The organism is Ruixingdingia sedimenti, from assembly GCF_031432425.1.
GTDB classification, from domain to species: Bacteria; Pseudomonadota; Alphaproteobacteria; order Rhodobacterales; family Rhodobacteraceae; genus Ruixingdingia; species Ruixingdingia sedimenti.
The window spans coordinates 15,877-34,426 of sequence record NZ_JAVKPH010000013.1 but is presented as its reverse complement, the minus strand read 5'-3'; the positions used below and the strand labels follow the sequence as shown (position 1 = coordinate 34,426).

The 18,550-nt window shown below is 70.7% G+C and carries 22 protein-coding genes and 1 tRNA gene; 8 read left to right on the top strand and 15 right to left on the bottom strand.

The features are described from left to right. Nucleotides 1-2: 2 nt before the first annotated feature. Genes RGD00_RS12260 through RGD00_RS12250 form a run of 3 tightly spaced genes read right to left on the bottom strand, consistent with a single transcriptional unit; the run spans nt 3 to nt 1,847 of the window. Nucleotides 3-611, bottom strand: a complete 609-nt coding sequence (locus RGD00_RS12260; protein ID WP_310457621.1) for a hypothetical protein — start codon at nt 609-611, stop codon at nt 3-5. Nucleotides 612-618: 7 nt separating this feature from the next. Then, entirely contained in the window at nt 619-753 is a 135-nt protein-coding gene (locus RGD00_RS12255; RefSeq protein WP_310457620.1) for an aa3-type cytochrome c oxidase subunit IV, read from the bottom strand. Between the two features lie 53 nt (nt 754-806). Next, nucleotides 807-1,847: an MBL fold metallo-hydrolase gene (locus RGD00_RS12250; RefSeq protein WP_310457619.1), complete on the bottom strand. Its 1,041-nt coding sequence runs from the start codon at nt 1,845-1,847 to the stop codon at nt 807-809. 160 nt (nt 1,848-2,007) lie between these two features. Between RGD00_RS12250 and RGD00_RS12245 the strand changes: the two genes are divergently transcribed. After that, on the top strand, nt 2,008-2,982 hold the full coding sequence (locus RGD00_RS12245) for an L-threonylcarbamoyladenylate synthase (protein WP_310457618.1): 975 nt from the start codon (nt 2,008-2,010) through the stop codon (nt 2,980-2,982). 296 nt (nt 2,983-3,278) lie between these two features. Here RGD00_RS12245 and RGD00_RS12240 read toward each other — a convergent pair whose 3' ends face one another. Continuing rightward, the gene (locus RGD00_RS12240) at nt 3,279-3,833 is read right to left on the bottom strand and encodes a YqgE/AlgH family protein (RefSeq protein WP_310457617.1); all 555 of its coding nucleotides are present in this window, start codon (nt 3,831-3,833) and stop codon (nt 3,279-3,281) included. A 145-nt stretch (nt 3,834-3,978) separates the two neighbouring features. Here RGD00_RS12240 and RGD00_RS12235 point away from each other — a divergent pair, with 145 nt between their 5' ends. Next, nucleotides 3,979-4,803, top strand: coding sequence for a protein-disulfide reductase DsbD domain-containing protein (locus tag RGD00_RS12235; RefSeq protein ID WP_425603412.1), 825 nt, complete (start codon nt 3,979-3,981; stop codon nt 4,801-4,803). 8 nt (nt 4,804-4,811) lie between these two features. On the opposite strand, the gene moaB is transcribed toward RGD00_RS12235, so the two are convergent. Beyond that, the gene (moaB, locus tag RGD00_RS12230; protein WP_310457616.1) at nt 4,812-5,354 is read right to left on the bottom strand and encodes a molybdenum cofactor biosynthesis protein B; all 543 of its coding nucleotides are present in this window, start codon (nt 5,352-5,354) and stop codon (nt 4,812-4,814) included. After that, the gene (locus RGD00_RS12225; protein ID WP_310457615.1) at nt 5,351-6,124 is read right to left on the bottom strand and encodes a uracil-DNA glycosylase; all 774 of its coding nucleotides are present in this window, start codon (nt 6,122-6,124) and stop codon (nt 5,351-5,353) included. The genes moaB and RGD00_RS12225 overlap by 4 nt, the downstream gene beginning before the upstream one ends. Nucleotides 6,125-6,428: 304 nt before the next feature. Here RGD00_RS12225 and RGD00_RS12220 point away from each other — a divergent pair, with 304 nt between their 5' ends. The 5 genes from RGD00_RS12220 to plsY are packed head-to-tail and all read left to right on the top strand — an operon-like array spanning nt 6,429 to nt 9,896. Continuing rightward, nucleotides 6,429-7,394, top strand: a complete 966-nt coding sequence (locus RGD00_RS12220) for an aspartate carbamoyltransferase catalytic subunit (RefSeq protein ID WP_310457614.1) — start codon at nt 6,429-6,431, stop codon at nt 7,392-7,394. Then, the gene (locus tag RGD00_RS12215; RefSeq protein WP_310457613.1) at nt 7,387-7,521 is read left to right on the top strand and encodes a hypothetical protein; all 135 of its coding nucleotides are present in this window, start codon (nt 7,387-7,389) and stop codon (nt 7,519-7,521) included. Before RGD00_RS12220 ends, RGD00_RS12215 begins: the two co-directional genes overlap by 8 nt. A gap of 2 nt (nt 7,522-7,523) precedes the next feature. Next, entirely contained in the window at nt 7,524-8,015 is a 492-nt protein-coding gene (locus tag RGD00_RS12210; RefSeq protein WP_310457612.1) for an aspartate carbamoyltransferase catalytic subunit, read from the top strand. After that, nucleotides 8,012-9,295: a dihydroorotase gene (gene pyrC, locus RGD00_RS12205; RefSeq protein WP_310457611.1), complete on the top strand. Its 1,284-nt coding sequence runs from the start codon at nt 8,012-8,014 to the stop codon at nt 9,293-9,295. The genes RGD00_RS12210 and pyrC overlap by 4 nt, the downstream gene beginning before the upstream one ends. Then, nucleotides 9,288-9,896 carry a glycerol-3-phosphate 1-O-acyltransferase PlsY gene (gene plsY / locus RGD00_RS12200; protein WP_310457610.1) on the top strand — a complete coding sequence of 203 codons (609 nt, stop codon included), beginning with the start codon at nt 9,288-9,290 and terminating at the stop codon, nt 9,894-9,896. Before pyrC ends, plsY begins: the two co-directional genes overlap by 8 nt. Before the next feature lie 425 nt (nt 9,897-10,321). Here the strand turns inward: plsY and RGD00_RS12195 are convergent, their stop codons facing one another. Then, entirely contained in the window at nt 10,322-11,344 is a 1,023-nt protein-coding gene (locus RGD00_RS12195; RefSeq protein ID WP_310457609.1) for a LacI family DNA-binding transcriptional regulator, read from the bottom strand. A 108-nt stretch (nt 11,345-11,452) separates the two neighbouring features. On the opposite strand from RGD00_RS12195, the gene RGD00_RS12190 reads away from it, so the two are divergent. After that, a tRNA-Arg gene (locus RGD00_RS12190) sits at nt 11,453-11,528 on the top strand. Nucleotides 11,529-11,580: 52 nt separating this feature from the next. On the opposite strand, the gene RGD00_RS12185 is transcribed toward RGD00_RS12190, so the two are convergent. From RGD00_RS12185 to RGD00_RS12150, 8 genes are all read right to left on the bottom strand, one after another. Further along, on the bottom strand, nt 11,581-12,336 hold the full coding sequence (locus RGD00_RS12185; protein WP_310457608.1) for an NIPSNAP family protein: 756 nt from the start codon (nt 12,334-12,336) through the stop codon (nt 11,581-11,583). Beyond that, the gene (locus RGD00_RS12180; protein WP_310457607.1) at nt 12,333-13,088 is read right to left on the bottom strand and encodes an NIPSNAP family protein; all 756 of its coding nucleotides are present in this window, start codon (nt 13,086-13,088) and stop codon (nt 12,333-12,335) included. Before RGD00_RS12180 ends, RGD00_RS12185 begins: the two co-directional genes overlap by 4 nt. A 307-nt stretch (nt 13,089-13,395) precedes the next feature. Next, a complete protein-coding gene (locus RGD00_RS12175) occupies nt 13,396-13,992 on the bottom strand; it encodes a nitroreductase family protein (protein ID WP_310457606.1) in 597 nt (198 codons plus the stop codon). Nucleotides 13,993-14,068: 76 nt separating this feature from the next. Next, nucleotides 14,069-15,019 carry a branched-chain amino acid ABC transporter permease gene (locus tag RGD00_RS12170; protein ID WP_310457605.1) on the bottom strand — a complete coding sequence of 317 codons (951 nt, stop codon included), beginning with the start codon at nt 15,017-15,019 and terminating at the stop codon, nt 14,069-14,071. A 2-nt stretch (nt 15,020-15,021) separates the two neighbouring features. After that, nucleotides 15,022-15,897 (bottom strand): branched-chain amino acid ABC transporter permease, encoded by an 876-nt coding sequence (locus RGD00_RS12165; RefSeq protein ID WP_310457604.1) that lies wholly within the window; start codon nt 15,895-15,897, stop codon nt 15,022-15,024. Further along, nucleotides 15,894-16,568 (bottom strand): ABC transporter ATP-binding protein, encoded by a 675-nt coding sequence (locus RGD00_RS12160; protein ID WP_310457603.1) that lies wholly within the window; start codon nt 16,566-16,568, stop codon nt 15,894-15,896. Before RGD00_RS12160 ends, RGD00_RS12165 begins: the two co-directional genes overlap by 4 nt. Continuing rightward, nucleotides 16,558-17,337 carry an ABC transporter ATP-binding protein gene (locus RGD00_RS12155; protein WP_310457602.1) on the bottom strand — a complete coding sequence of 260 codons (780 nt, stop codon included), beginning with the start codon at nt 17,335-17,337 and terminating at the stop codon, nt 16,558-16,560. Before RGD00_RS12155 ends, RGD00_RS12160 begins: the two co-directional genes overlap by 11 nt. After that, on the bottom strand, nt 17,334-18,548 hold the full coding sequence (locus RGD00_RS12150; RefSeq protein ID WP_310457601.1) for an ABC transporter substrate-binding protein: 1,215 nt from the start codon (nt 18,546-18,548) through the stop codon (nt 17,334-17,336). The genes RGD00_RS12155 and RGD00_RS12150 overlap by 4 nt, the downstream gene beginning before the upstream one ends. Between the last annotated feature and the right edge of the window lie 2 nt (nt 18,549-18,550).

Sequence of the window (18,550 nt, the reverse complement as noted above, 5' to 3'; positions counted from 1 at the left end):
CCTCAGTTCGCCGCCTCGCTGTTCTGGGCCGCCAGCAGGGCGCTGTTGTCGTCGTCGTCGTCGTCATAGACGATCTCGAACGTGGCACCGGGCAGCGCGCCGAAAGCCTCGGACACCTTCTTGGGGAAATAGCTCTGCGGGATCGATTCGAAGCCCGGCAGTTGCCGCAGGATCGCCGAGGTCGAATTGGCGCACATCGCCTTGGGCACCGGGCCCGCCCCCTCTGCCAGCGCGATGGCGCGGTCGGCCACCTCGGGCGACACGCGGATGCGCTGGATCACCGTGCGATAGGTGACGCGGGTGTGATAGTCGATATAGCGTTTCTCGATCAGCGGCGTGATGCCGTAATGCACGTCGTTCCGTTCCGGCGACCAGCCGTGATACCAGCTGCCCGCGGGATCGAACATGATCCGTTCCGATCCGTTGATCATCAGCGCCGAATGCGCGCCTTCGCCGGACCGGTTGTTGATCACCGTGAACAGCGTGATTTCGGGCGGGCCGTCGTGACGATAATGCGCCTGGCTCACCGCCTCGTCGGGGGCCCAGACACTCGGCGCGCCGCAGCCTGCAAGCGCAAGCGCGGTCAGCGCGGCCAGGATGGCGGAACGCATCGGCAGGTCAGGCGTTCGCCAGCGCCGCGATCACGATTGCAAGAATCGCAAGGCCGAAGCCGATCTTGCCCAGCTTGAGGAAACCCGAAAAGGTCTTTTCCTGTTCGCGGATGTCCATGCTGCCATGCTGATATTCGGCCATTGCCACGCTCCTGTCCGGTGTTTCCTGCCTGTTAGCCCATTGCGGCGGCCTTGTCACGCCGTCACGTCGCCGGTCTGCGCCCGCCACAGCCATGCGCCATCCCCGTCGCGCCACCGCACCGCCCGGCCTGCCCGCCACAGATGGTTGAGATGCGCCACCGCCTCTGCCAGCGCGAGGCCATAGGCCCCGCCCTCGATCTCGCGCCCGAAGATGGGGGTGAAACATTCCACCGCCCGCCGCGGGGCGGCCAGATGCGATTCGAGCCGGTCGAGCGCATGCAGATGGTTGTCGATCATCTGCCGCAGCCGCAGCGTCAGCCCGGTGAAGGGCAGCTTGTGGCCCGGCAGGACGAGGTGATGAGGCTCCGCCAGCGGCTGGAACCGGCGGCAGGCGGCCAGCCATTCCCCCAGGGGATCGGCATCCGGTTCGGCCGGATAGACGCCGATATTGGCCGAAATCCCGGGCAGCAGCTGATCGCCCCCGATGATCAGGCCGTCCGACAGGCTCCAGAACGTCGCATGTTCGGGGGCATGGCCGTCGCCCGTGCGCACCAGCCAGTCCCGCCCGCCCATGCGCAGCACCTGCCCGTCCACGATGCGGGTATAGCCGAGCGGCAGGGGTGCGGCGACATCGGCGCTGTTGAAGGGGCGATCGGCCACCCGCCGGTCCAGCGCCGCCCCCGCCATCCCCGCCCCGCGCCAGAAGGCCACCGCCTCTGCCGGATGCACCTCTGCCCGGTCGAGCCACAGCATCCGCGCGTAAAGCCATGCGGTGCGGGTGGCGACGAGTTCCGCCCCCCGCGCCTGGAACCAGCCGGCGCGGCCGATATGGTCGACATGGTGATGCGTGGCCACCACGCGGCGCACCGGGCGGCCGCGCAGAGGCCCGGCCTCGAACGCCGCCCATGCCTGCTGGCCGAGCGTGTCGTCGAACCCGGTGTCCACCACGGTCCAGCCGTCGCCATCGTCCAGCGCATAGACGTTCACATGGTCGAGCCGGATCGGCAAAGGCACGCGGCCCCACAGCACGCCCTCGGCGATCTCGGTCATGGTGCCGGGGGCGGGCGGCGCGGCGAAGGGAAAGCGGATCTGCATCACTGTCCCATCCATCGGGCCGCGGGGGCATGCGCCGGGCTGCGGGCGGTCGGGGTCATGGGCTTTCTCCGCCGGCACGGCTTGGCATTCGCGGGGCGCGCCGGTATCAGCAGGGTCAAGGTCGTGCCGTTACGATCACAATCATCCCCCTGCGTCAAGCATGCCCGATACCCTGACCCTTTCCCCCGATACCGCCGGGATCGCCCGCGCCGCCGCCCTGCTGCGCGACGGCGCGCTCGTCGCCTTTCCGACCGAAACGGTCTATGGCCTCGGCGGCGACGCGCGGTCGGACCGGGCGGTGGCGGCGATCTTTGCCGCCAAGGCGCGGCCCCGGTTCAACCCCCTGATCGCCCATGTGCCCGATCTGGCCGCCGCCCGCGCCATCGCGCGGATGGGGGCAGAGGCCGAACGGCTGGCCGCCGCCTTCTGGCCCGGGCCGCTGACGCTGGTGCTGCCGCTGGCGCCCGGCGCGGGGCTGTCGGATCTGGTGACGGCGGGGCTCGATACCGTGGCGGTGCGGGTGCCGGCGCATCCGGTGGCCCAGGCGCTGCTGCGCGCCTTCGGCGGGCCGCTCGCCGCGCCCTCGGCCAACCCTTCGGGCCGGGTCAGCCCGACGCGGGCGGATCACGTGCTGGCGGGGCTCGCGGGCCGTATCGCCGCGGTGATCGACGGCGGCCCCTGCGCGGTGGGGGTGGAATCGACCATCCTCGGGCTGGGCCCCGAGGGCCCGGCGCTGCTGCGCCCCGGCGGCGTGCCGGCGGAGGCCGTCGAGGCGCTGCTGCGCCGCCCCCTGCACCAACAGGCCGACCCCGCGCGCCCCTCTGCCCCCGGGCAACTGGGATCCCACTACGCCCCCGCCGCCGCCGTCCGGCTGAACGCGGCGGCGGCGGAACCGGGCGAGACCTACATCGGCTTCGGCCCCGGCGCGGCGGACCTCAACCTCTCGCCCGCCGGCGACCTGACAGAGGCCGCCGCCGCCCTTTTCCACCTGCTGCGCGAGGCCGACCGCCGCGCCGGCCCGGGCGGCCGCATCGCCTTTGCGCCCATCCCCGAAACCGGCCTCGGCCGCGCGATCAACGACCGCCTGCGCCGCGCCGCCGCCCCCCGGCCCATGGGCGATACCCTGCCGCAGTGATGCGTCCGGGACAGCGCCGGGGGCCAGCCCCCGGACCCCCGGGATATTTATGGACAGAAAATGAACGGGGCCGGGCGAAGCGCGACCGTATTCATTTTCTGTCCATAAATATCCCCGCCGGAGGCTCCTGCGCCCGAAACCCGCGCTGCCGCCGGGCGGGAGGCGTTCCCTCTTCACTTTCTGTCCATAAATATCCCGCGGGGGCGCCGGCAGATAGCGCCACTGGTTCGAGCAACCAGCCGGCGCGGGGCGCGAAGCCCCCGGCGCCGCCCTCTCCGCAGGCGATGCCGCCCCGCTCAGGCCCGCCCCGCCGCCGCCGACAGCGTCAGCGGGTCGATCCGCAGCAACCGCAGCGCCGCACCCCACTTGCCGCCGTCATCGGCAGAGAACACCAGATCCTGCGGCGCATCCGCGGTCAGCCAGTCGTTGCGCAGGATTTCCGCTTCCACCTGCCCCGGGCCCCACCCCGCATAGCCGAGCGCCATCAGCGCCCGTGCCGGGCCCGCACCGCGCGCCAGCGCCTCCAGCACCTCGACCGTCGCGGTCATGCCATAGCCCCCGGCCACCTGCATCGTGGTCTTGCCGGTGCTGTAGTCGTCGCTGTGCAGCACGAAGCCCCGTCCCGGTTCCACCGGGCCGCCGTAATGCACGCCCACGCCGCGCCCGCCGGTACTGTGGCGGATGCCGACCTGCGCCAGAAGGGCCTGGAACTTGATGTCCGGGCGCGGCTTGTTCACGATCAGCCCCATCGCACCCTCGGGCGAATGGCTGCACATGAACACCACGGCGCGCTCGAACCTCGGGTCGCCCATGGCGGGCATCGCGATCAGGAGCTTGCCGTTCAAATCCATGATCGAATCCCTCCCCGCGCAGGCCAATAGCCCACCCTGTCCCCCGCGGGCGGGCGGCGCAAGCGCATGTCACACTCCGATCCCGGAATTTTGACTTCGCCGTTTTGTGACTTTCCAAGCCGGGGCGGGCGCTTATTGTCGCGGCATGCAGCACTGGACCCCTCGCCTTCTGCCCTATCTGGCCGCCGCCGCCATCGGCATCCTGCCCGCCGCGGCCGGGGCGCAGAGCCTGTCCGACATCATGGCCGCCGAGATGCTGCCCGGCTGGCGCACCGCCGAGGGGCGCCACATGGCCGCCCTGCGCATCGACCTTGCCCCGGGGTGGAAGACCTACTGGCGCGCGCCGGGCGATGCCGGGGTGCCGCCGGTATTCGACTGGCAGGGGTCGGAAAACCTGCGCGGGGTCGAGGTGCACTGGCCCCGGCCCGAGGTGTTCCGGCTCAACGGCATGCAGACCATCGGCTACAGCCGCCAGCTGGTGCTGCCGGTCGAGGTGCTGCCCCGGGATCCGGGCGCGCCGGTGCGGCTGACGGCCAATGTCGATCTGGGGGTCTGCAACACGGTCTGCGTGCCCGCCACGGTTTCGGTCGCCGCCGACCTGCCGGTGCGCGGCGGCACGGCGGATCCAGCGATTCGCGCCGCGCTGGACGCCGCGCCCGAAAGCCCGCGGCAGGCGGGGGTGCAGGCGCTCGGCTGCCGGATAGAACCGATGGCCGACGGGTTGCGCGTCACCGCCGTGATCGACATGCCTCGCCTGCCGGGCCGGGCGGAAACCGCGGTGCTGGAACCGGGCGACCCCGACATCTGGGTGTCCGAGGCCGCGACCCGGCGCGAGGGCGGGCGGCTGGTCGCGACCTCCGAGATGGTCGCCCCCGACGGGCTGCCGTTCTTCCTCGACCGGTCGCGGCTGACCATCACCGTGATCGGCCAGGGCCGGGCGGTGGAAATCCGCGGCTGCCCGGCGCTCTGACCGCCGCGCTACTTGCGCTGCCGGTGTTCCTCCAGCCGCGGCATGATCTCGACGAAATTGCAGGGCCGGTGGCGGTAGTCGAGCTGCCAGCGCAGGATCTCGTCCCAGGCGTCGCGGCAGGCGCCGGGGCTGCCCGGCAGGGCAAAAAGGTAGGTGCCCTGCGCCACGCCGCCGGTCGCCCGGCTTTGCACCGCCGAGGTGCCGATCTTCTGCATCGAGACCATGGTGAAGACGGTGGCGAAGGCCTCGATCTCCTTTTCATAGACGTCGCGATGCGCCTCGACCGTCACGTCGCGGCCCGTCAGCCCCGTGCCGCCGGTGGACAGGATCACATCCACCCCCGGGTCGGCGCACCAGGCCCGCAGCTGCGCGGCGATGGCCGGGCGGTCGTCAGCCACGATGGCGCGGGCGGCCAGCACATGGCCCGCACCCGTCAGCCGGTCCACCAGCGTATCGCCGGAACGGTCGTCGGCGGGGGTCCGCGTGTCGGAAACCGTCAGCACCGCGATGCGGACGGGGATGAAGTCGAGTGTCTCGTCGATGCGGCTCATGTCTCGCGCAGCCTTGTCTGAAGGGTCAGAAGGTCGGCCCAGGCCTGCCGCTTGGCCGCCGGGTTGCGCAGCAGATAGGCCGGGTGGAGCATCGGCAGGACCGGCTTGCCGAACGCCTGCGTCCACTGGCCCCTGAGCCGGGTGATGCCGCGCTTGCCCAGGACGGCGGCGCAGGGCGTATTGCCCATCAGCACCAGCACCTCGGGGTCGGCCAGCGCCACATGGCGTTCGACGAAGGGCATCATCATCGCCATTTCCGCCGCCTCTGGCTCGCGGTTGCCGGGCGGCCGCCAGGGCATGATGTTGGAGATATAGAGCGCGCGCTCCATGTCCGGCGAGGCGCGCGACAGGCCGATGGCGGCGAACATCAGGTCCAGCAACTGCCCGGCGCGGCCGACGAAGGGCTTGCCCTGCAGATCCTCGTCCCGCCCCGGCGCCTCGCCCAGGACCATCACCCGCGCGCCCGCCCGGCCATCGGCAAAGACGAAATTGCGCGCGCCGCGTTTCAGCTCGCAATGCTCGTATCCCGCCTGCGCCTCTGCCAGCGCCGCCAGATCGGGCGCCCCCGCGGCAAGCCGGCGCGAATCGACCACCGGGTCGGCGGCAGGCGCCGCAGGCGCGGGGGCCGGGGCGGACGCCGCCGGTTTCGGCGCCGCCGCGGCCAGCGCATAGCGGTCCACCGGCGCATCCCCGATCGCCTCGTCGGCGCCGAGTTCCGCCTGCCATTCCAGCAGGGCCGCCAACAGCTGCGAGTCGAACATCTGGCTCATGCCCGCAAGCTAGGCCCCGCAGGCGCGCGGGTAAAGCCCGCAGCGGACCGGGGGCGCGCCTGCCGCCCGGCGGATGGCCCGGCGGCGCGGATGGCGGCCTCCGGCGGGGATATTTGGGGACAGAAAGTGATGAGGGGCGCACCCTATAGCTTCACCTTTCCATAAATACTCCCGCGCGGCGCGCGCAGCTTTCCACCCGGCCAACGGCGGGCAGAAAGGCATCGCGCCCGCCCGTCCGGTAAACCCGCTTGTCGCCCCGCCTGCCGCTTTCTATAACCGCCGCATCACCAGACCGGAGCAGGCCATGTCCTTCCGCGCGCGCCATCTTCTCGGGATAGAACAGCTTTCGCCCGCGGAAATCCGCACCATCCTCGACCTGGCCGACAGCTATGTCGACCTCAACCGCCGCACGGTCAAACGTACAGATGCGCTGGCTGGGATGACCCAGATCAACATGTTCTTCGAGAACTCCACCCGCACGCAGGCGAGTTTCGAACTGGCGGGCAAGCGGCTCGGCGCCGATGTGATGAACATGGCCGTGGCGCAGTCGAGCGTGAAGAAGGGCGAGACCCTGATCGACACCGCGCTGACGCTGAACGCGATGCACCCCGACCTGCTGGTGGTGCGCCATCCCAGTTCGGGGGCGGTGAACCTGCTGGCCTCCAAGGTCAACTGCGCGGTGCTGAACGCGGGCGACGGGCGGCACGAACATCCCACCCAGGCGCTGCTGGACGCGCTGACCATCCGCCGCGCCAAGGGCCGGATCCAGCGGCTGACGGTGGCGATCTGCGGCGACATCGCGCACAGCCGGGTGGCGCGGTCGAACCTGATCCTTCTGGGCAAGATGGAAAACCGCATCCGCCTGATCGGCCCGCCGACGCTGATGCCCGCGGGCGTGGCCGATTTCGGCTGCGAGATCTACGACGACATGCGCCGGGGCCTCGACGGTGCGGATGTGGTCATGATGCTGCGGTTGCAGCGCGAGCGGATGGACGGCGGCTTCATCCCGTCCGAACGCGAATATTTCCACCGCTACGGGCTGGATGCAGAAAAGCTCGCGGTGGCGAAACCCGACGCCATCGTGATGCACCCCGGGCCGATGAACCGGGGCGTGGAAATCGACGGCACCATCGCCGACGACATCAACCGTTCCGTCATCCAGGAACAGGTGGAAATGGGCGTGGCGGTGCGCATGGCCTGCATGGACCTGCTGGCGCGCAACCTGCGGGCCGAACGCGGGCGCGCGGCGGTGGGCGAGGCCCATGCCTGAGCCGGATGATCCCCCCCGCCCGCCCCGCAAGCGCCGGTCGGACGCCGCCATGTCGGGCATGGTGGCAACCGCCGTTCTGGCGGTTCTGGCCGGGCTGACGGTGGCTTTCGTGCTGATCGGGGGCTAGCGATGGGCACCGCCACCGGCTGGGAAGGCATTCTGGAAGAGGGCGAGGTGATCCTGTGGCAGGGCCGCCCGGACGGGCGGTTCCGCCTGCACCGGGCCGATGCCGTCGCGGGCCTTTTCGGGCTGTTCTTTTCCGGTTTCGCGGTGTTCTGGATGTTCGGGCTGATCCATTTTTCCGCCGGCATCGGCCTGATGGCCGCCCGTCCGGTCGGGTCGTGGTGGCGGCGGCGGCACAGTTTCTATTCGCTGTCGAACCGGCGGGCCTTCATCGCCTCCAACACGCCATTCCGGGGCCGGGCGCTGCGGTTCTGGGACATCCGCCCCGATTCGGTGCTGGATCTGATCGGCAGCGCCCCCCAGACCGTGCTGTTCGCCACCGAGGCGAAGCGCGGCGCCAAGGGCACCGAGACCACCACCCGCATCGGGTTCGAGGGCATTCACGACGGGCGCCGGGTGATCGGCCTGATGCGCGACATCCAGAGGGGGGCGGCATGACGCTTCATTTCACCAATGCGCGGCTGATCTGCCCGGAAACCGGCACCGACGCGCCCGGCACGCTGACCGTGGCCGGGGGCCGCATCGGTGCGCGCGACGGGGCGGCGCCGGAAGGGGCGCAGGTCATCGACTGCGGCGGGCGCTGCCTTGCGCCCGGCATCGTCGACATCGGCGTCAAGGTGGGCGAACCGGGCGAGCGGCACCGCGAATCCTTCCGCTCCGCCGGGCTGGCGGCCGCCGCCGGGGGCGTCACCACCATCGTCACCCGCCCCGACACGCTGCCCGCCATCGACAGCCCCGAAACGCTGGAATTCGTCACCCGCCGCGCGCAGGCGGCAAGCCCCGTCAACATCCGCCACATGGCCGCCCTGACCAAGGGCCGGCAGGGGCGCGAGATGACGGAAATCGGCTTTCTGCTGGATGCGGGCGCGGTGGCCTTCACCGATTGCGACCATGTGGTGACAGATACCAAGGTGCTGTCGCGCTGCCTGTCCTATGCCCGCAGTCTTGGCGCGCTGGTGATCGGCCATCCGCAGGATCCCGGCCTGTCGGCGGGCGCGGCGGCGACCAGCGGCAAGTTCGCGTCCCTGCGCGGCCTGCCGGGCGTGTCGCCCATGGCCGAACGCATGGGCTTCGACCGCGACATGGCGCTGGTCGAGATGACGGGCGCGCGCTACCACGCCGACCAGATCACCACCGCCCGCACCCTGCCCGCGCTGGAACGGGCGAAACGCAACGGACTCGACGTGACGGCGGGGATTTCCGTCCACCATGTCACGCTGAACGAATTCGACGTGGGCGACTATCGCACCTTCTTCAAGCTGCGCCCGCCGCTGCGGTCCGAAGACGACCGGCTCGCGATGGTCGAGGCGCTGGCCTCCGGGCTGATCGACATCCTCTGCTCCATGCACACCCCGCAGGACGAGGAATCCAAACGCCTGCCGTTCGAAGAGGCGGCGGCGGGCGCCGTGGCGCTGGAAACGCTGCTGCCCGCGGCGCTGCGGCTTTACCATGCCGGGGCGCTCGACCTGCCGGGGCTGTTCCGGGCCATGGCGCTGAACCCTGCGCGGCGGTTCGGGCTGCCGGGGGGGCGGCTGTCGGCGGGGGCGCCGGCCGATCTGGTGCTGTTCGACCCCGACGCGCCCTTCGTGCTGGACCGTTTCGCGCTGCGGTCGAAATCGAAGAACACCCCCTTCGATGGCGCGCGGATGGAAGGCCGGGTGATCGGCACATGGGTCGCCGGAGCCCGGGTTTTCACGGCGGAGGGCGCGGATGCCTGAGATCGTCACCTCCCCCGCGGCGCTGATCGCCTGCGCGGTGCTGGCCTATCTTCTGGGCGCGGTGCCCTTCGGCATCGTCATGGCGCGGGTTTTCGGCCTTGGCGACCTGCGGCAGATCGGGTCGGGCAACATCGGCGCGACGAACGTTTTGCGCACCGGGAACAAGGCGGCGGCGGCGCTGACGCTGGTGCTGGATGCGGGCAAGGGCGCGGCGGCGGTGCTGGCGGCGCGCGCCCTGCTGGCCGAGGATGCGGCGCAGGTCGCCGGTGGTGCTGCGTTTCTGGGGCATCTCTTCCCGGTCTGGCTGCGCTTCAAGGGCGGCAAGGGGGTGGCGACCTTCCTCGGCACCCTGCTGGCACTGGCGTTTCCGGTGGGCCTGGCGGCCTGCGGCACATGGCTGCTGGTGGCGGTGGCGGCGCGCTATTCCTCGCTCTCGGCGCTGGTGGCTGCGGTGGCCGCGCCGGTCTGGGCCGTGGTTCTGGGGCGGGCCGATCTGGTGGCGCTGGCGGTGGTGCTGGCGGCGCTGATCGTCGAGCGGCACCGCGCCAATATCGCCCGCCTGCTGGCGGGGACAGAGCCGCGGATCGGCCGCAAGGGCTGATCCTCAGACGGTCATCAGGCCGACCACCAGCGAGACGGAAACCGCACGCTGCACCGTCCGCCCTGCCGCCCGGCAAGCCCCATCGGCGTATTCGTGGGCCCCGGCGCAAGCAGCAGCACGGCCACGGCAGTGGCGAAGGCGGTCGGCGTCATGGCCCCCCCGGTCCGGCGAATGCCCCCCTAACCTGCAAGCGCGGGGAAGGATTTGACCGGGATCATGCTGTGGCGGGAAAATTGGGGGAGCCTGTCGCTGATACCACGGTTCGGGCCGGGCGGGAAAAGGAAACGCACTGCGTTTCCCCCGCCCGTTCGCGCGGCGGTGCCGTCAGGGACGGAGATGTCAGGCAACCCGGCCGGGGCAACTCCACCTGCATCGCGGTGGCGGAGGCGCGCGCCTTCGCCAGCCGGACGGAGGGGATTAGCCACCTACCGCCGCCGCACCGTATCCCCCGGCTGCAAGGTCGGCGTCAGTTCCACCACCACGCCCGCCTGCCGCGCCAGCACGATCCCGGCCGCCCGCCGCCCGATCTCGCGCCGGCAGGCGTCCATCGTCGCCAGCCGCCGGGGCAGACCGTCCAGCAGCTCGATATTGTTGAACCCCGCAAGGCCGAGCCGTTCGGGCACGTCGAACCCCTGCTCCAGACACCACAGCAACCCGCCCGCCCCGATCATATCGTTGGAATAATAGAGGAAATCCAGATCCGGCGTGCGCCCCAGAATGGCCGCCGTCATCTCGCGCCCCTTCGCCAGCGCCGACCCGCCCGCGTAATATTCCCGGTCGGCAAGCGTCAGCCCGGCGGCGGCCAGCCCTTCCTCCAGCCCCTCCATCCGCTTGCGGGCGCGGTGGTCCTCGGGCATCAGCGTGCCGAGAAACCCGATCCGGCGATAGCCAGCGGCCACGATCGCCTCTGCCATCGCCAGACCCGCGCGGCGATGGGAAATGCCCACCATGCTGTCGACCGGCACCCCGTCGGTATCCATGATCTCGACCACCGGTACACCCGCCTGCCGCAGCATCGCCCGCGTCGCCGCGCTGTGTTCGACCCCCGCGAGGATGATGCCCGAGGGCCGCCAGGACAGCATCTCGTAGATCACCGTCTCTTCCCGCGCGGCGGCATAGCGGGTGACGCCGACGACGGGTTGCAGCCCGGTTTCCTCCAGCACCTCGGAAATACCCGCCAGCACCTCGGGAAAGACCATGTTCGACAGCGAGGGGATGATGACCCCCACAAGGTTCACCCGCTGGCTGGCCAGCGCCCCGGCGATGCGGTTGGGCACATAGCCCAACCGCCGCGCGGCATCCATCACCCGCCGCCGCGTGGGTTCCGACACGTCGCCCCGGTTGCGCAGCACGCGGCTGACCGTCATCTCGCTGACGCCGGAGGCTTCGGACACGTCGCGCAGCGTCAGCGGACGGCGGCGCGGGGGCGGGGGGGGCGGTTCGGTCATGCGGGTCCAACCTGCGGCGGCGCCCCATGTTAGCCGCCGATCCCCCCGCGGGCCAAGCCCCCTCGGCTGTTGCATCCCCCCGGGTTTGCGCGCATTAGTACCCGCGACGGCCCCGTAGCTCAGGGGATAGAGCGGCCGCCTCCTAAGCGGCAGGTCGGAGGTTCGAATCCTCCCGGGGTCACCATCCAGCCACCGCAGCGTTCAGCCCCCGGGCCCACCCGGGCCCACACCCCCCGTCAATCCGGCAACGGCGCCAGCCCGGCCTGCGCGGTGCCATAAGGTGCCGGGCGCATCAGGTGGGTGTCGCAGCGCAGGAAGATGGGGCGGCGGTTGTCGTCGCGTTCGCGGGCGCGGGCGGCGAGGATGCCGGGGTCGGTGTCATAGGCATCCATCGCACGCTGGCGGGTGTCCATGTCGGGCCAGGCCAGCAGCGTCACCGCCTGCGGCAGGCGCGTGCCGTACCAGCCCGCGAACACGCCCAGAACCACCGCCCCCCGCGCGGTCAGGAAGGGCAGGTCGATTTCGGCCAGCGCGGCATGGGCGCGGGCGGGATCGTCGTTGAGCACCTGATGCAGGCGCAATTCGTGGATGCCGCCCACCGGCCCGGCGGCGGCGGGGGTGCGCCAGGGCTCCCACGCGGGCGAGGGGCGCAGGATGAAGATATGGGTCGTGTCCACCATCTGCCTGCCGGCGTTGGACCCGTCGCGGATCTCGATCCATTCCGGGTCGGCGTAGAAGGCGTTCCACGCGGCCATGCGCGCATCGAGGTTCTGCCAGCGCAGCAGATAGGCGTAAAGCGGGTTGATCGGCCCGGCGAAGCCGTCCCAATAGGCCAGCGGCCGGGGAATGCCGTGGCGGGCGAACAGCGGCGGGACCTCCACGCTCATCCGGTGGTGGAGGTCGGGGGTACGGCCCGGCACCATCTCGTAGAGCCGCAGTTCGTAATAGTCGTCGATATGGACCTCGGGGGCCATCTGCACGGGCGCGGTCATTCCAGGCCTCCGAAACTGGCGGTGGGCAGGCCCCATCCGGGGACCGGGGCAAGGATGTACTGGTCCATCCGGCCGAAGACGCGGCGGTGATGGCGGGCCATCTCGCGGTCGCGCTGCTGGATCACGCGGGGCTCCACGTCCAGCCGGGCGGCGGCGCGTTGCTGGGTGTCGAAATCCGGCCAGGCGAGGAAGGTGACGAAACAGGGGGAGTTCGGGCCGAACACCATCTCGAACACGCCGAGGACGCGCGCGCCGAGCCGGCGGGCCAGCGGCAGGTCGACGGTGGCCAGCGCCGCGGCGGCCTCGGCCTGCGTGCCGGCGGGGACATGCTGCACCCGCATCTCGTGCACCCCGCCGATGGGGGTGGCGGAGGGCGGCTCGACCAGCGGCCCCCAGGCGGCGGAGGGGCGCAGGATCCAGTCCTCGATACTGTCCACCAGCGGGCTGCCGTCCGCCCCCTTGGCGCGCAGGGCCAGCCAGTAGGGGTCGTTCCAGAACCGCGGATAGGCGCTGTCGCGGTGGGTCAGGCTGTCCCACCGGATGATCGACAGGAACCCCGGCGCCCCCTGCCCCGCCGCCACCGTCCAGGCCCCCAGAGGGCGGGGGATGCGGTAGCGGTCCCAGAGCGATTCCGCACAGGCGGGCGGCCCGCCCGGTTCCGCAGGCGCCCCCGCGATCGCCACGTCATGGACCCGCGCGATTTCCGCGGCAAGCCGCCCGTGCGCGACGGAATAGAAACGTACCTCGTACATGGATGCCCCGCGTTGCTGTTGGCAGGGCCAGAATAGGCGACGGGGCGGGGCGGTATGTCCCGTTTCGAGGGCACGGGAACCGGTCATGCCGGGGCTTGCCCCGGCCTTCGGGTGCCCTGCCCGGCCTTGGGTAGGGGGGAGAAGTCAGTGGCCTCCGGCGGGGATATTTCTGGACAGAAAATGCACACGGGCGCGCCCTTTCGGAGAAGGGCGAGCCCGTGTTCTTCAGGCTGGACTCAAATATCCCCGCCGGAGGCCGCCGGGCCAGCGGCCGGGCGAAGGGGTGCAGGCCGGGGTTTTGCCCGCGCTACCCGCCGAAGCGCCCCTCGAACGCCAGTTCGGCCAGCGGCTGGCGGGGGCCCGGCGTCTCGCGCGGGCGGTGCTGTTCGGGCAGCAGGTCGGCCGGGCCCTGGCGGCCGATGGCGATCACCGCCATGATCCGGTGGCCCGCCTCGGGGATCGCCAGCGCGCGGTGCAGGGCGGCGGGGTCGAACCCGCCCATCGGATGCGCGCGATACCCCAGCCTTTCGGCCTGTAGCGCCATCGCCAACCCCGCCGCGCCGGTGTCGTGTTCCGCCCACCGCTGCGCGCGCGGGTTGCCCCCGGCGTCCCGCCCTTCGGTCTGCGCCACCGTCACCACCAGCGCCGCGGCGCGGGGCGCCCAGTCCCGGTTTCCGCCGGTCAGCCCCTCGGCGATCGCGGCGAAGCCCGTGCTGCCGCGCAGGCCATAGACGAACCGCCACGGCTGCGTGTTCGAGGCGGAGGGCGACCAGCGCGCGGCCTCCAGCACCGTCAGCAGATCGGCCGGCGGCATGCCGGCATCGGTGAAGGCGCGCGGCGACCAGCGGGCGGGAAAGGCGGGGTCGACCGGGTGGTCGGGGGTCCGGGGGGCCGGATCGGTCATCGGGGTCTCCGTCAGGTCATGAACCAACGCCCGCGCCATAGCACCGCCGCCAGCGGAATGCACCCCGGCGCGCGCGCTATCGCGCCGCCCGCCCCCGCAGCCGCGCGACCAGCCCGCCAAGGCCATCGGGCAGCCAGATCACCACCGCCACCACCGCGATGCCGAGGATCAGCAGCCGGTATTGCCCGAATTCGCGCAACAGCTCGTTCCCGATCATCACCACGAACACCCCCAGGATCACCCCCGGGAACCGGCCCATGCCGCCGATGCTCAGCATCACCATCGCCAGCAGGAAGAATTCGTTGCCCAGAACGCGGGGGGTGATGACGCCGATGTAATGGGTGTAAAGCGCACCGCCGAAGCCGGTGATCGCCGCCGACAGGGTGAACAGCAGAAGTTTCGCCCGCATGTCGTCGACGCCGAGCGAGCGGGCGAAATCCTCTGCGTCGCGCAGGGCGACGAAGGACCGCCCGGCGCGGCTGCGCACGATCACGGCATAGATCAGCCAGACCGCCACCGCCGCCGCCGCCAGCGCCAGCAGATACCAGCCCGTCTTGTTCGCGGTGTTGAGCGTCACCCCGAACAGCTTGACCGGCGGGATGCCCATCAGCCCCGTCGCGCCCCCGGTGCCGAAGGCGCGGCCCTTTTCCAGAAAGGTCGGCAGCGCCAGATGGACGGAAAAGGTGAACAGCGCCACATATTCCCCCTTCAGCCGCAGGCAGGGCAGCGCGATCAGGAAGCCGAAGATCCCCGTGACCACGGCCGCCCCCGCCATCGCCGCCAGCGGCGGCAGGCCGAGCCGCATCGCCAGCATGGCCGACCCGTATCCCCCCACCGAAAACAGCGCCAGCTGCGCGAAGTTGAAGATCCCGGCATAGCCGATGGTCAGATCCCAGGCCGCGACCACGATGGTCCAGATGAAGCACAGGATCAGCACATGCAGGAAATAATCGTTCAGCCACAGCGGCCCCGACGCCAGAACCAGCGCCGCCGCCCCGGCCAGTCCCCATGCCCCGCGCTGCGCCATCGTCAGTTCCCCCACTTGCCCATCAACCCGCGCGGGCGCACCAGCAGCACCGCCAGCAGCACCACGAACCAGACCGGCAGGATCCATGTCGCGCCGAAAACGGCGATCACGGCGGCTTCGACGAAGGCGAGGATGAAGGCCGCCCACATCACCCCCTGCGTGCTGCCGAGGCCCCCGAACACCACGATGACGAAGGCCTTGAGGAACGGCGGCCAGCCGCCAAGGGGCGACACCAGATAGACCGGCGACAGCAGCAGCGCCGCAAAGGCCGCCAGCATCGCCGACAACCCGAAGCCGAGCGCGAACACCCGGTTCACCCGGATGCCGACGATCGCCGCCCCCGCCATGTCCTGCGACACCGCGCGCATCGCCTGGCCCAGCGGCGCCCAGGTCAGGAACGCCTGCAACACCGCCACCGCCAGCAGCGCCAGCCCCACCACCGCCAGCGTCTGGTTCGCCACCGTCACGCCCAGGATCTGCACCGCGCCCTCCATCAGCGGCGGCATCGCCTTGGCGGTGGGCCCGAAGACCACGAGGTTGAGGTTGTCCAGCACGAAGGCGAAGCCGAGCGTCGTCATCATCGTCGCCGTCTTCCACTGCGGCCGGTTGCGCACGGGACGGATGACGAACCGTTCGACCAGCAGGCCGAAGGCAAAGGCCGCCGGCATCAGCACCAGGAACACGCCCGGATAGTTCAGCCCCAGCCAGCCGTCCGACAGCAGCCACGCCCCATAGGCCGCGGTCATGTACATCGACCCATAGGCGAAGTTCAGCACCCGCGACGTGCCATAGACCAGCGACAGCCCTAGCGCGAAGATGCAGTAGATCGCGCCCAGCGACAGGCCGCTGAAAAAGATGTTGGTCAGCGTCAGCATCATGCGCCCGCCCCTTCCCCATCGCCGGCGGGGCGCACCTTGCCCTCTTCGATCTCGTAGACCGGCGACACGCGCCCGGCGATCAGCGGCAGGCTCTGTTCCACCAGAAGGATCGTGGTGCCGGCGGCGTTGATCGCGGCGATGGTGTCCAGCATCAGTTCGGTCAGCGCCGGCGCAAGGCCCAGCGAGGGTTCGTCGATCGCCATCAGTTCGGCCCCCGCCATCATGCCCCGGCCCAGCGCCAGCATCTGCGCCTCGCCCCCGCTGAGCGTGCCCGCCACCTGCCCCTGCCGTTCCGCCAGCCGGGGATAGAGCGCAAAGACCCGGTCCAGCCGCGCCCGCACCGCCGCCCGGTCGCGCGTGGCATAGGCGCCCAGCATCAGGTTCTCGCGCACCGTCATGTCCACAAACAGATGCCGCGCCTCGGCCACATGCACGATGCCGCGGGCGACCAGATCGGGGGCGTCCAGCCCGTCGATGCGTTCGCCCCGCCAGGTGATGGTGCCGCTGCGGGGCCGCAGCAGCCCGCAGATCGCCTTCAGCAGCGTGCTTTTCCCATGCCCGTTCGCCCCCACGATCCCGGTCATCGACCTTTCGGGCACATGCAGCGACACGTCATGCAGCGCATGGAAATCGCCGTAAAAGACGTTCAGGGCCGAAACCTCAATGCTCATGCCGCTTACCCAGATAAAGCCGGATGATCTCGGGATCCGACAGGATCGCCGCGGGCCGGTCGATGCGCAGCACCTTGCCGAAGTTCAGGATCATGATCCGCCCCGACAGCCGCACCAGCGCGCGGATCTTGTGTTCGACCAGAACGACCGACAGGCCCCGTTCGGCCCGGATCCGTTCGATCAGCGCCGAGAATTCCTCGATTTCCGCCTCGTTGAGCCCGCCGAGCGGTTCGTCCATGAACAGGATCCGCGGCCCGGTGGCAAGCGCCGCGGCCAGCATCACCTTCTTGCGCGCCAGCAGCGGCAGGCTGTCGGCGGGGCGGGTGGCGAACGGCGCAAGGCCGGTCTGGTCCATGATCCGCTCCACCTCGTCGCGGGCGGCGGCGGGGGTGGCGCCGGGGCGGCCGAAGATCGCGCCGGTGCGCACGTTTTCCCGCACGTCGAGCGAGGCGAAGATGCGCGGGATCTGGAACATCCGCGCCACACCCGCATGGCAGAAGGCATGCGGGCGGCCCCGCAGCAACCGCCCGTCCAGCAGAACCTCGCCCGCCGCGGGGCGCAGATGGCCGGTGCAGGCGGCCAGCAGGGTGCTTTTCCCCGCCCCGTTCGGCCCGGCGATGCCGAAGGTCTCGCCGGGTTCGACGTGAAAGCCGACGCCGTCCAGCGCGGTCATCGTGCCGAACCGGACCGTCAGCCCCCGCACCTCCAGCCGCCCCTGCGGCATGGGGGCGGGCGAGGGGGCGGGGGCAGCCGCCTGCGGCAGGCTCATCGCGCCGCCGGCGCCAGATCGCGCTGCTTCTGGCTGCCGACCATCAGCGTGACGATCTGCCCGCCGCTCGCCTGGATCAGATGCGAGGGCAGCGTGTCGTCGCCCACCGGCACATAGTGATCGTCGTTGAAGGCATAGCGGCCGGTGATGCCGTCATAGTTCATGGCGCGGATCGCGGCGTTGATCGCGGCATGGTCGTCGGCATTGCCCACCTGTTCCACCGCGGCGGCCCACAGGTTGAACTCGTCATAGATCGCGGCGCCGATGCTGAAGGGCGGCGCGCTGCCGTACCTTGCCTGCCAGGCCGCGACGAAGGCATCCCCGCGTTCGCCCGGCAGCTGCGAGGAAACCGTCATCCCGATCACCCCGTCCGCACCGCCGCGCGCCACGACCTCCTGAAAGGCGGGGGTCGAGAAGATGTAGCCCGCGTAAAGATAGGCGCCCGGCGCGGGGTCCAGCAGGAACTGGTCGATGAAGGTGCTGGTGCCGGCGGTGTCCAAGAGTTCGAACACCACGAGGCCCGGTGCGGCGCGTTTCACATCCGCGAGGATCCCCTGCCACTGGCGGTTGTCATAGGGCACCTCGGCGTCCATCACCACCTCCCACCCGGCGGCGGCGGCGCTTTCGCGCATGCCCTCGGCCACGTTCAGTTCCCAGTCGTAGGGGCCGTGGATGATGGCGATGGTCCTGGGGTGCCCCTCGGGCAGAAGCGCGCCGACCTGCGCGAACACCTGCCGCGCATAGGCGATGTCCACGTCCGAGCCCATGAAGATGTTGCCGCATTCCATCTGGTTGCGCAAAGGGATCACGTTCGAGGTGGCGTTGTTGTTGATATAGGGCACCGGATAGGCGCAGAAGGCCGGAATATCCGGCCCCATGCCGCCATAGCCGTTGATCAGCACGCTCGCCCCCTGCCGCTGGACGAGGTTCACCCCCGCCGCCTCCAGCTTGTCGGGCGTCAGGTCGCCGATGTCGAACACTTTCAGTTCCAGCGGCCGGCCCAGCAGGCCGCCGGCGGCGTTCTTCTGTTCCACCGCCAGTTCCAGCCCCTGCTGCATCGCCAGCCCGTCGCTGGCGAAGGGCCCGGTGATCGGGATCGGCGCGCCGACGACGATCGGATCGGCGGCCAGCGCCGGCAGCGGCGCGGCCAGCGCCACGCCCGCCGCGGCCCCGGCCAGCGCCCGCCAAAGGAAACCCGGTATTCTGCGCATGA

Excerpts from the sequence above, each read along its gene's own strand:
- RGD00_RS12220 (WP_310457614.1), top strand. The coding sequence starts at position 6,429 with ATGTCCTTCCGCGCGCGCCATCTTCTCGGGATAGAACAGCTTTCGCCC.
- RGD00_RS12160 (WP_310457603.1), bottom strand. The coding sequence starts at position 16,568 with ATGAGCATTGAGGTTTCGGCCCTGAACGTCTTTTACGGCGATTTCCAT.
- RGD00_RS12215 (WP_310457613.1), top strand. The coding sequence starts at position 7,387 with ATGCCTGAGCCGGATGATCCCCCCCGCCCGCCCCGCAAGCGCCGGTCG.
- RGD00_RS12195 (WP_310457609.1), bottom strand. The coding sequence starts at position 11,344 with ATGACCGAACCGCCCCCCCCGCCCCCGCGCCGCCGTCCGCTGACGCTG.
- RGD00_RS12240 (WP_310457617.1), bottom strand. The coding sequence starts at position 3,833 with ATGGATTTGAACGGCAAGCTCCTGATCGCGATGCCCGCCATGGGCGAC.
- RGD00_RS12175 (WP_310457606.1), bottom strand. The coding sequence starts at position 13,992 with ATGACCGATCCGGCCCCCCGGACCCCCGACCACCCGGTCGACCCCGCC.
- RGD00_RS12235 (WP_425603412.1), top strand. The coding sequence starts at position 3,979 with ATGCAGCACTGGACCCCTCGCCTTCTGCCCTATCTGGCCGCCGCCGCC.
- RGD00_RS12225 (WP_310457615.1), bottom strand. The coding sequence starts at position 6,124 with ATGAGCCAGATGTTCGACTCGCAGCTGTTGGCGGCCCTGCTGGAATGG.
- plsY (WP_310457610.1), top strand. The coding sequence starts at position 9,288 with ATGCCTGAGATCGTCACCTCCCCCGCGGCGCTGATCGCCTGCGCGGTG.
- RGD00_RS12260 (WP_310457621.1), bottom strand. The coding sequence starts at position 611 with ATGCGTTCCGCCATCCTGGCCGCGCTGACCGCGCTTGCGCTTGCAGGC.
- RGD00_RS12170 (WP_310457605.1), bottom strand. The coding sequence starts at position 15,019 with ATGGCGCAGCGCGGGGCATGGGGACTGGCCGGGGCGGCGGCGCTGGTT.
- RGD00_RS12245 (WP_310457618.1), top strand. The coding sequence starts at position 2,008 with ATGCCCGATACCCTGACCCTTTCCCCCGATACCGCCGGGATCGCCCGC.
- RGD00_RS12165 (WP_310457604.1), bottom strand. The coding sequence starts at position 15,897 with ATGATGCTGACGCTGACCAACATCTTTTTCAGCGGCCTGTCGCTGGGC.
- moaB (WP_310457616.1), bottom strand. The coding sequence starts at position 5,354 with ATGAGCCGCATCGACGAGACACTCGACTTCATCCCCGTCCGCATCGCG.
- RGD00_RS12155 (WP_310457602.1), bottom strand. The coding sequence starts at position 17,337 with ATGAGCCTGCCGCAGGCGGCTGCCCCCGCCCCCTCGCCCGCCCCCATG.
- RGD00_RS12255 (WP_310457620.1), bottom strand. The coding sequence starts at position 753 with ATGGCCGAATATCAGCATGGCAGCATGGACATCCGCGAACAGGAAAAG.
- pyrC (WP_310457611.1), top strand. The coding sequence starts at position 8,012 with ATGACGCTTCATTTCACCAATGCGCGGCTGATCTGCCCGGAAACCGGC.
- RGD00_RS12250 (WP_310457619.1), bottom strand. The coding sequence starts at position 1,847 with ATGCAGATCCGCTTTCCCTTCGCCGCGCCGCCCGCCCCCGGCACCATG.
- RGD00_RS12210 (WP_310457612.1), top strand. The coding sequence starts at position 7,524 with ATGGGCACCGCCACCGGCTGGGAAGGCATTCTGGAAGAGGGCGAGGTG.
- RGD00_RS12185 (WP_310457608.1), bottom strand. The coding sequence starts at position 12,336 with ATGACCGCGCCCGTGCAGATGGCCCCCGAGGTCCATATCGACGACTAT.
- RGD00_RS12150 (WP_310457601.1), bottom strand. The coding sequence starts at position 18,548 with ATGCGCAGAATACCGGGTTTCCTTTGGCGGGCGCTGGCCGGGGCCGCG.
- RGD00_RS12180 (WP_310457607.1), bottom strand. The coding sequence starts at position 13,088 with ATGTACGAGGTACGTTTCTATTCCGTCGCGCACGGGCGGCTTGCCGCG.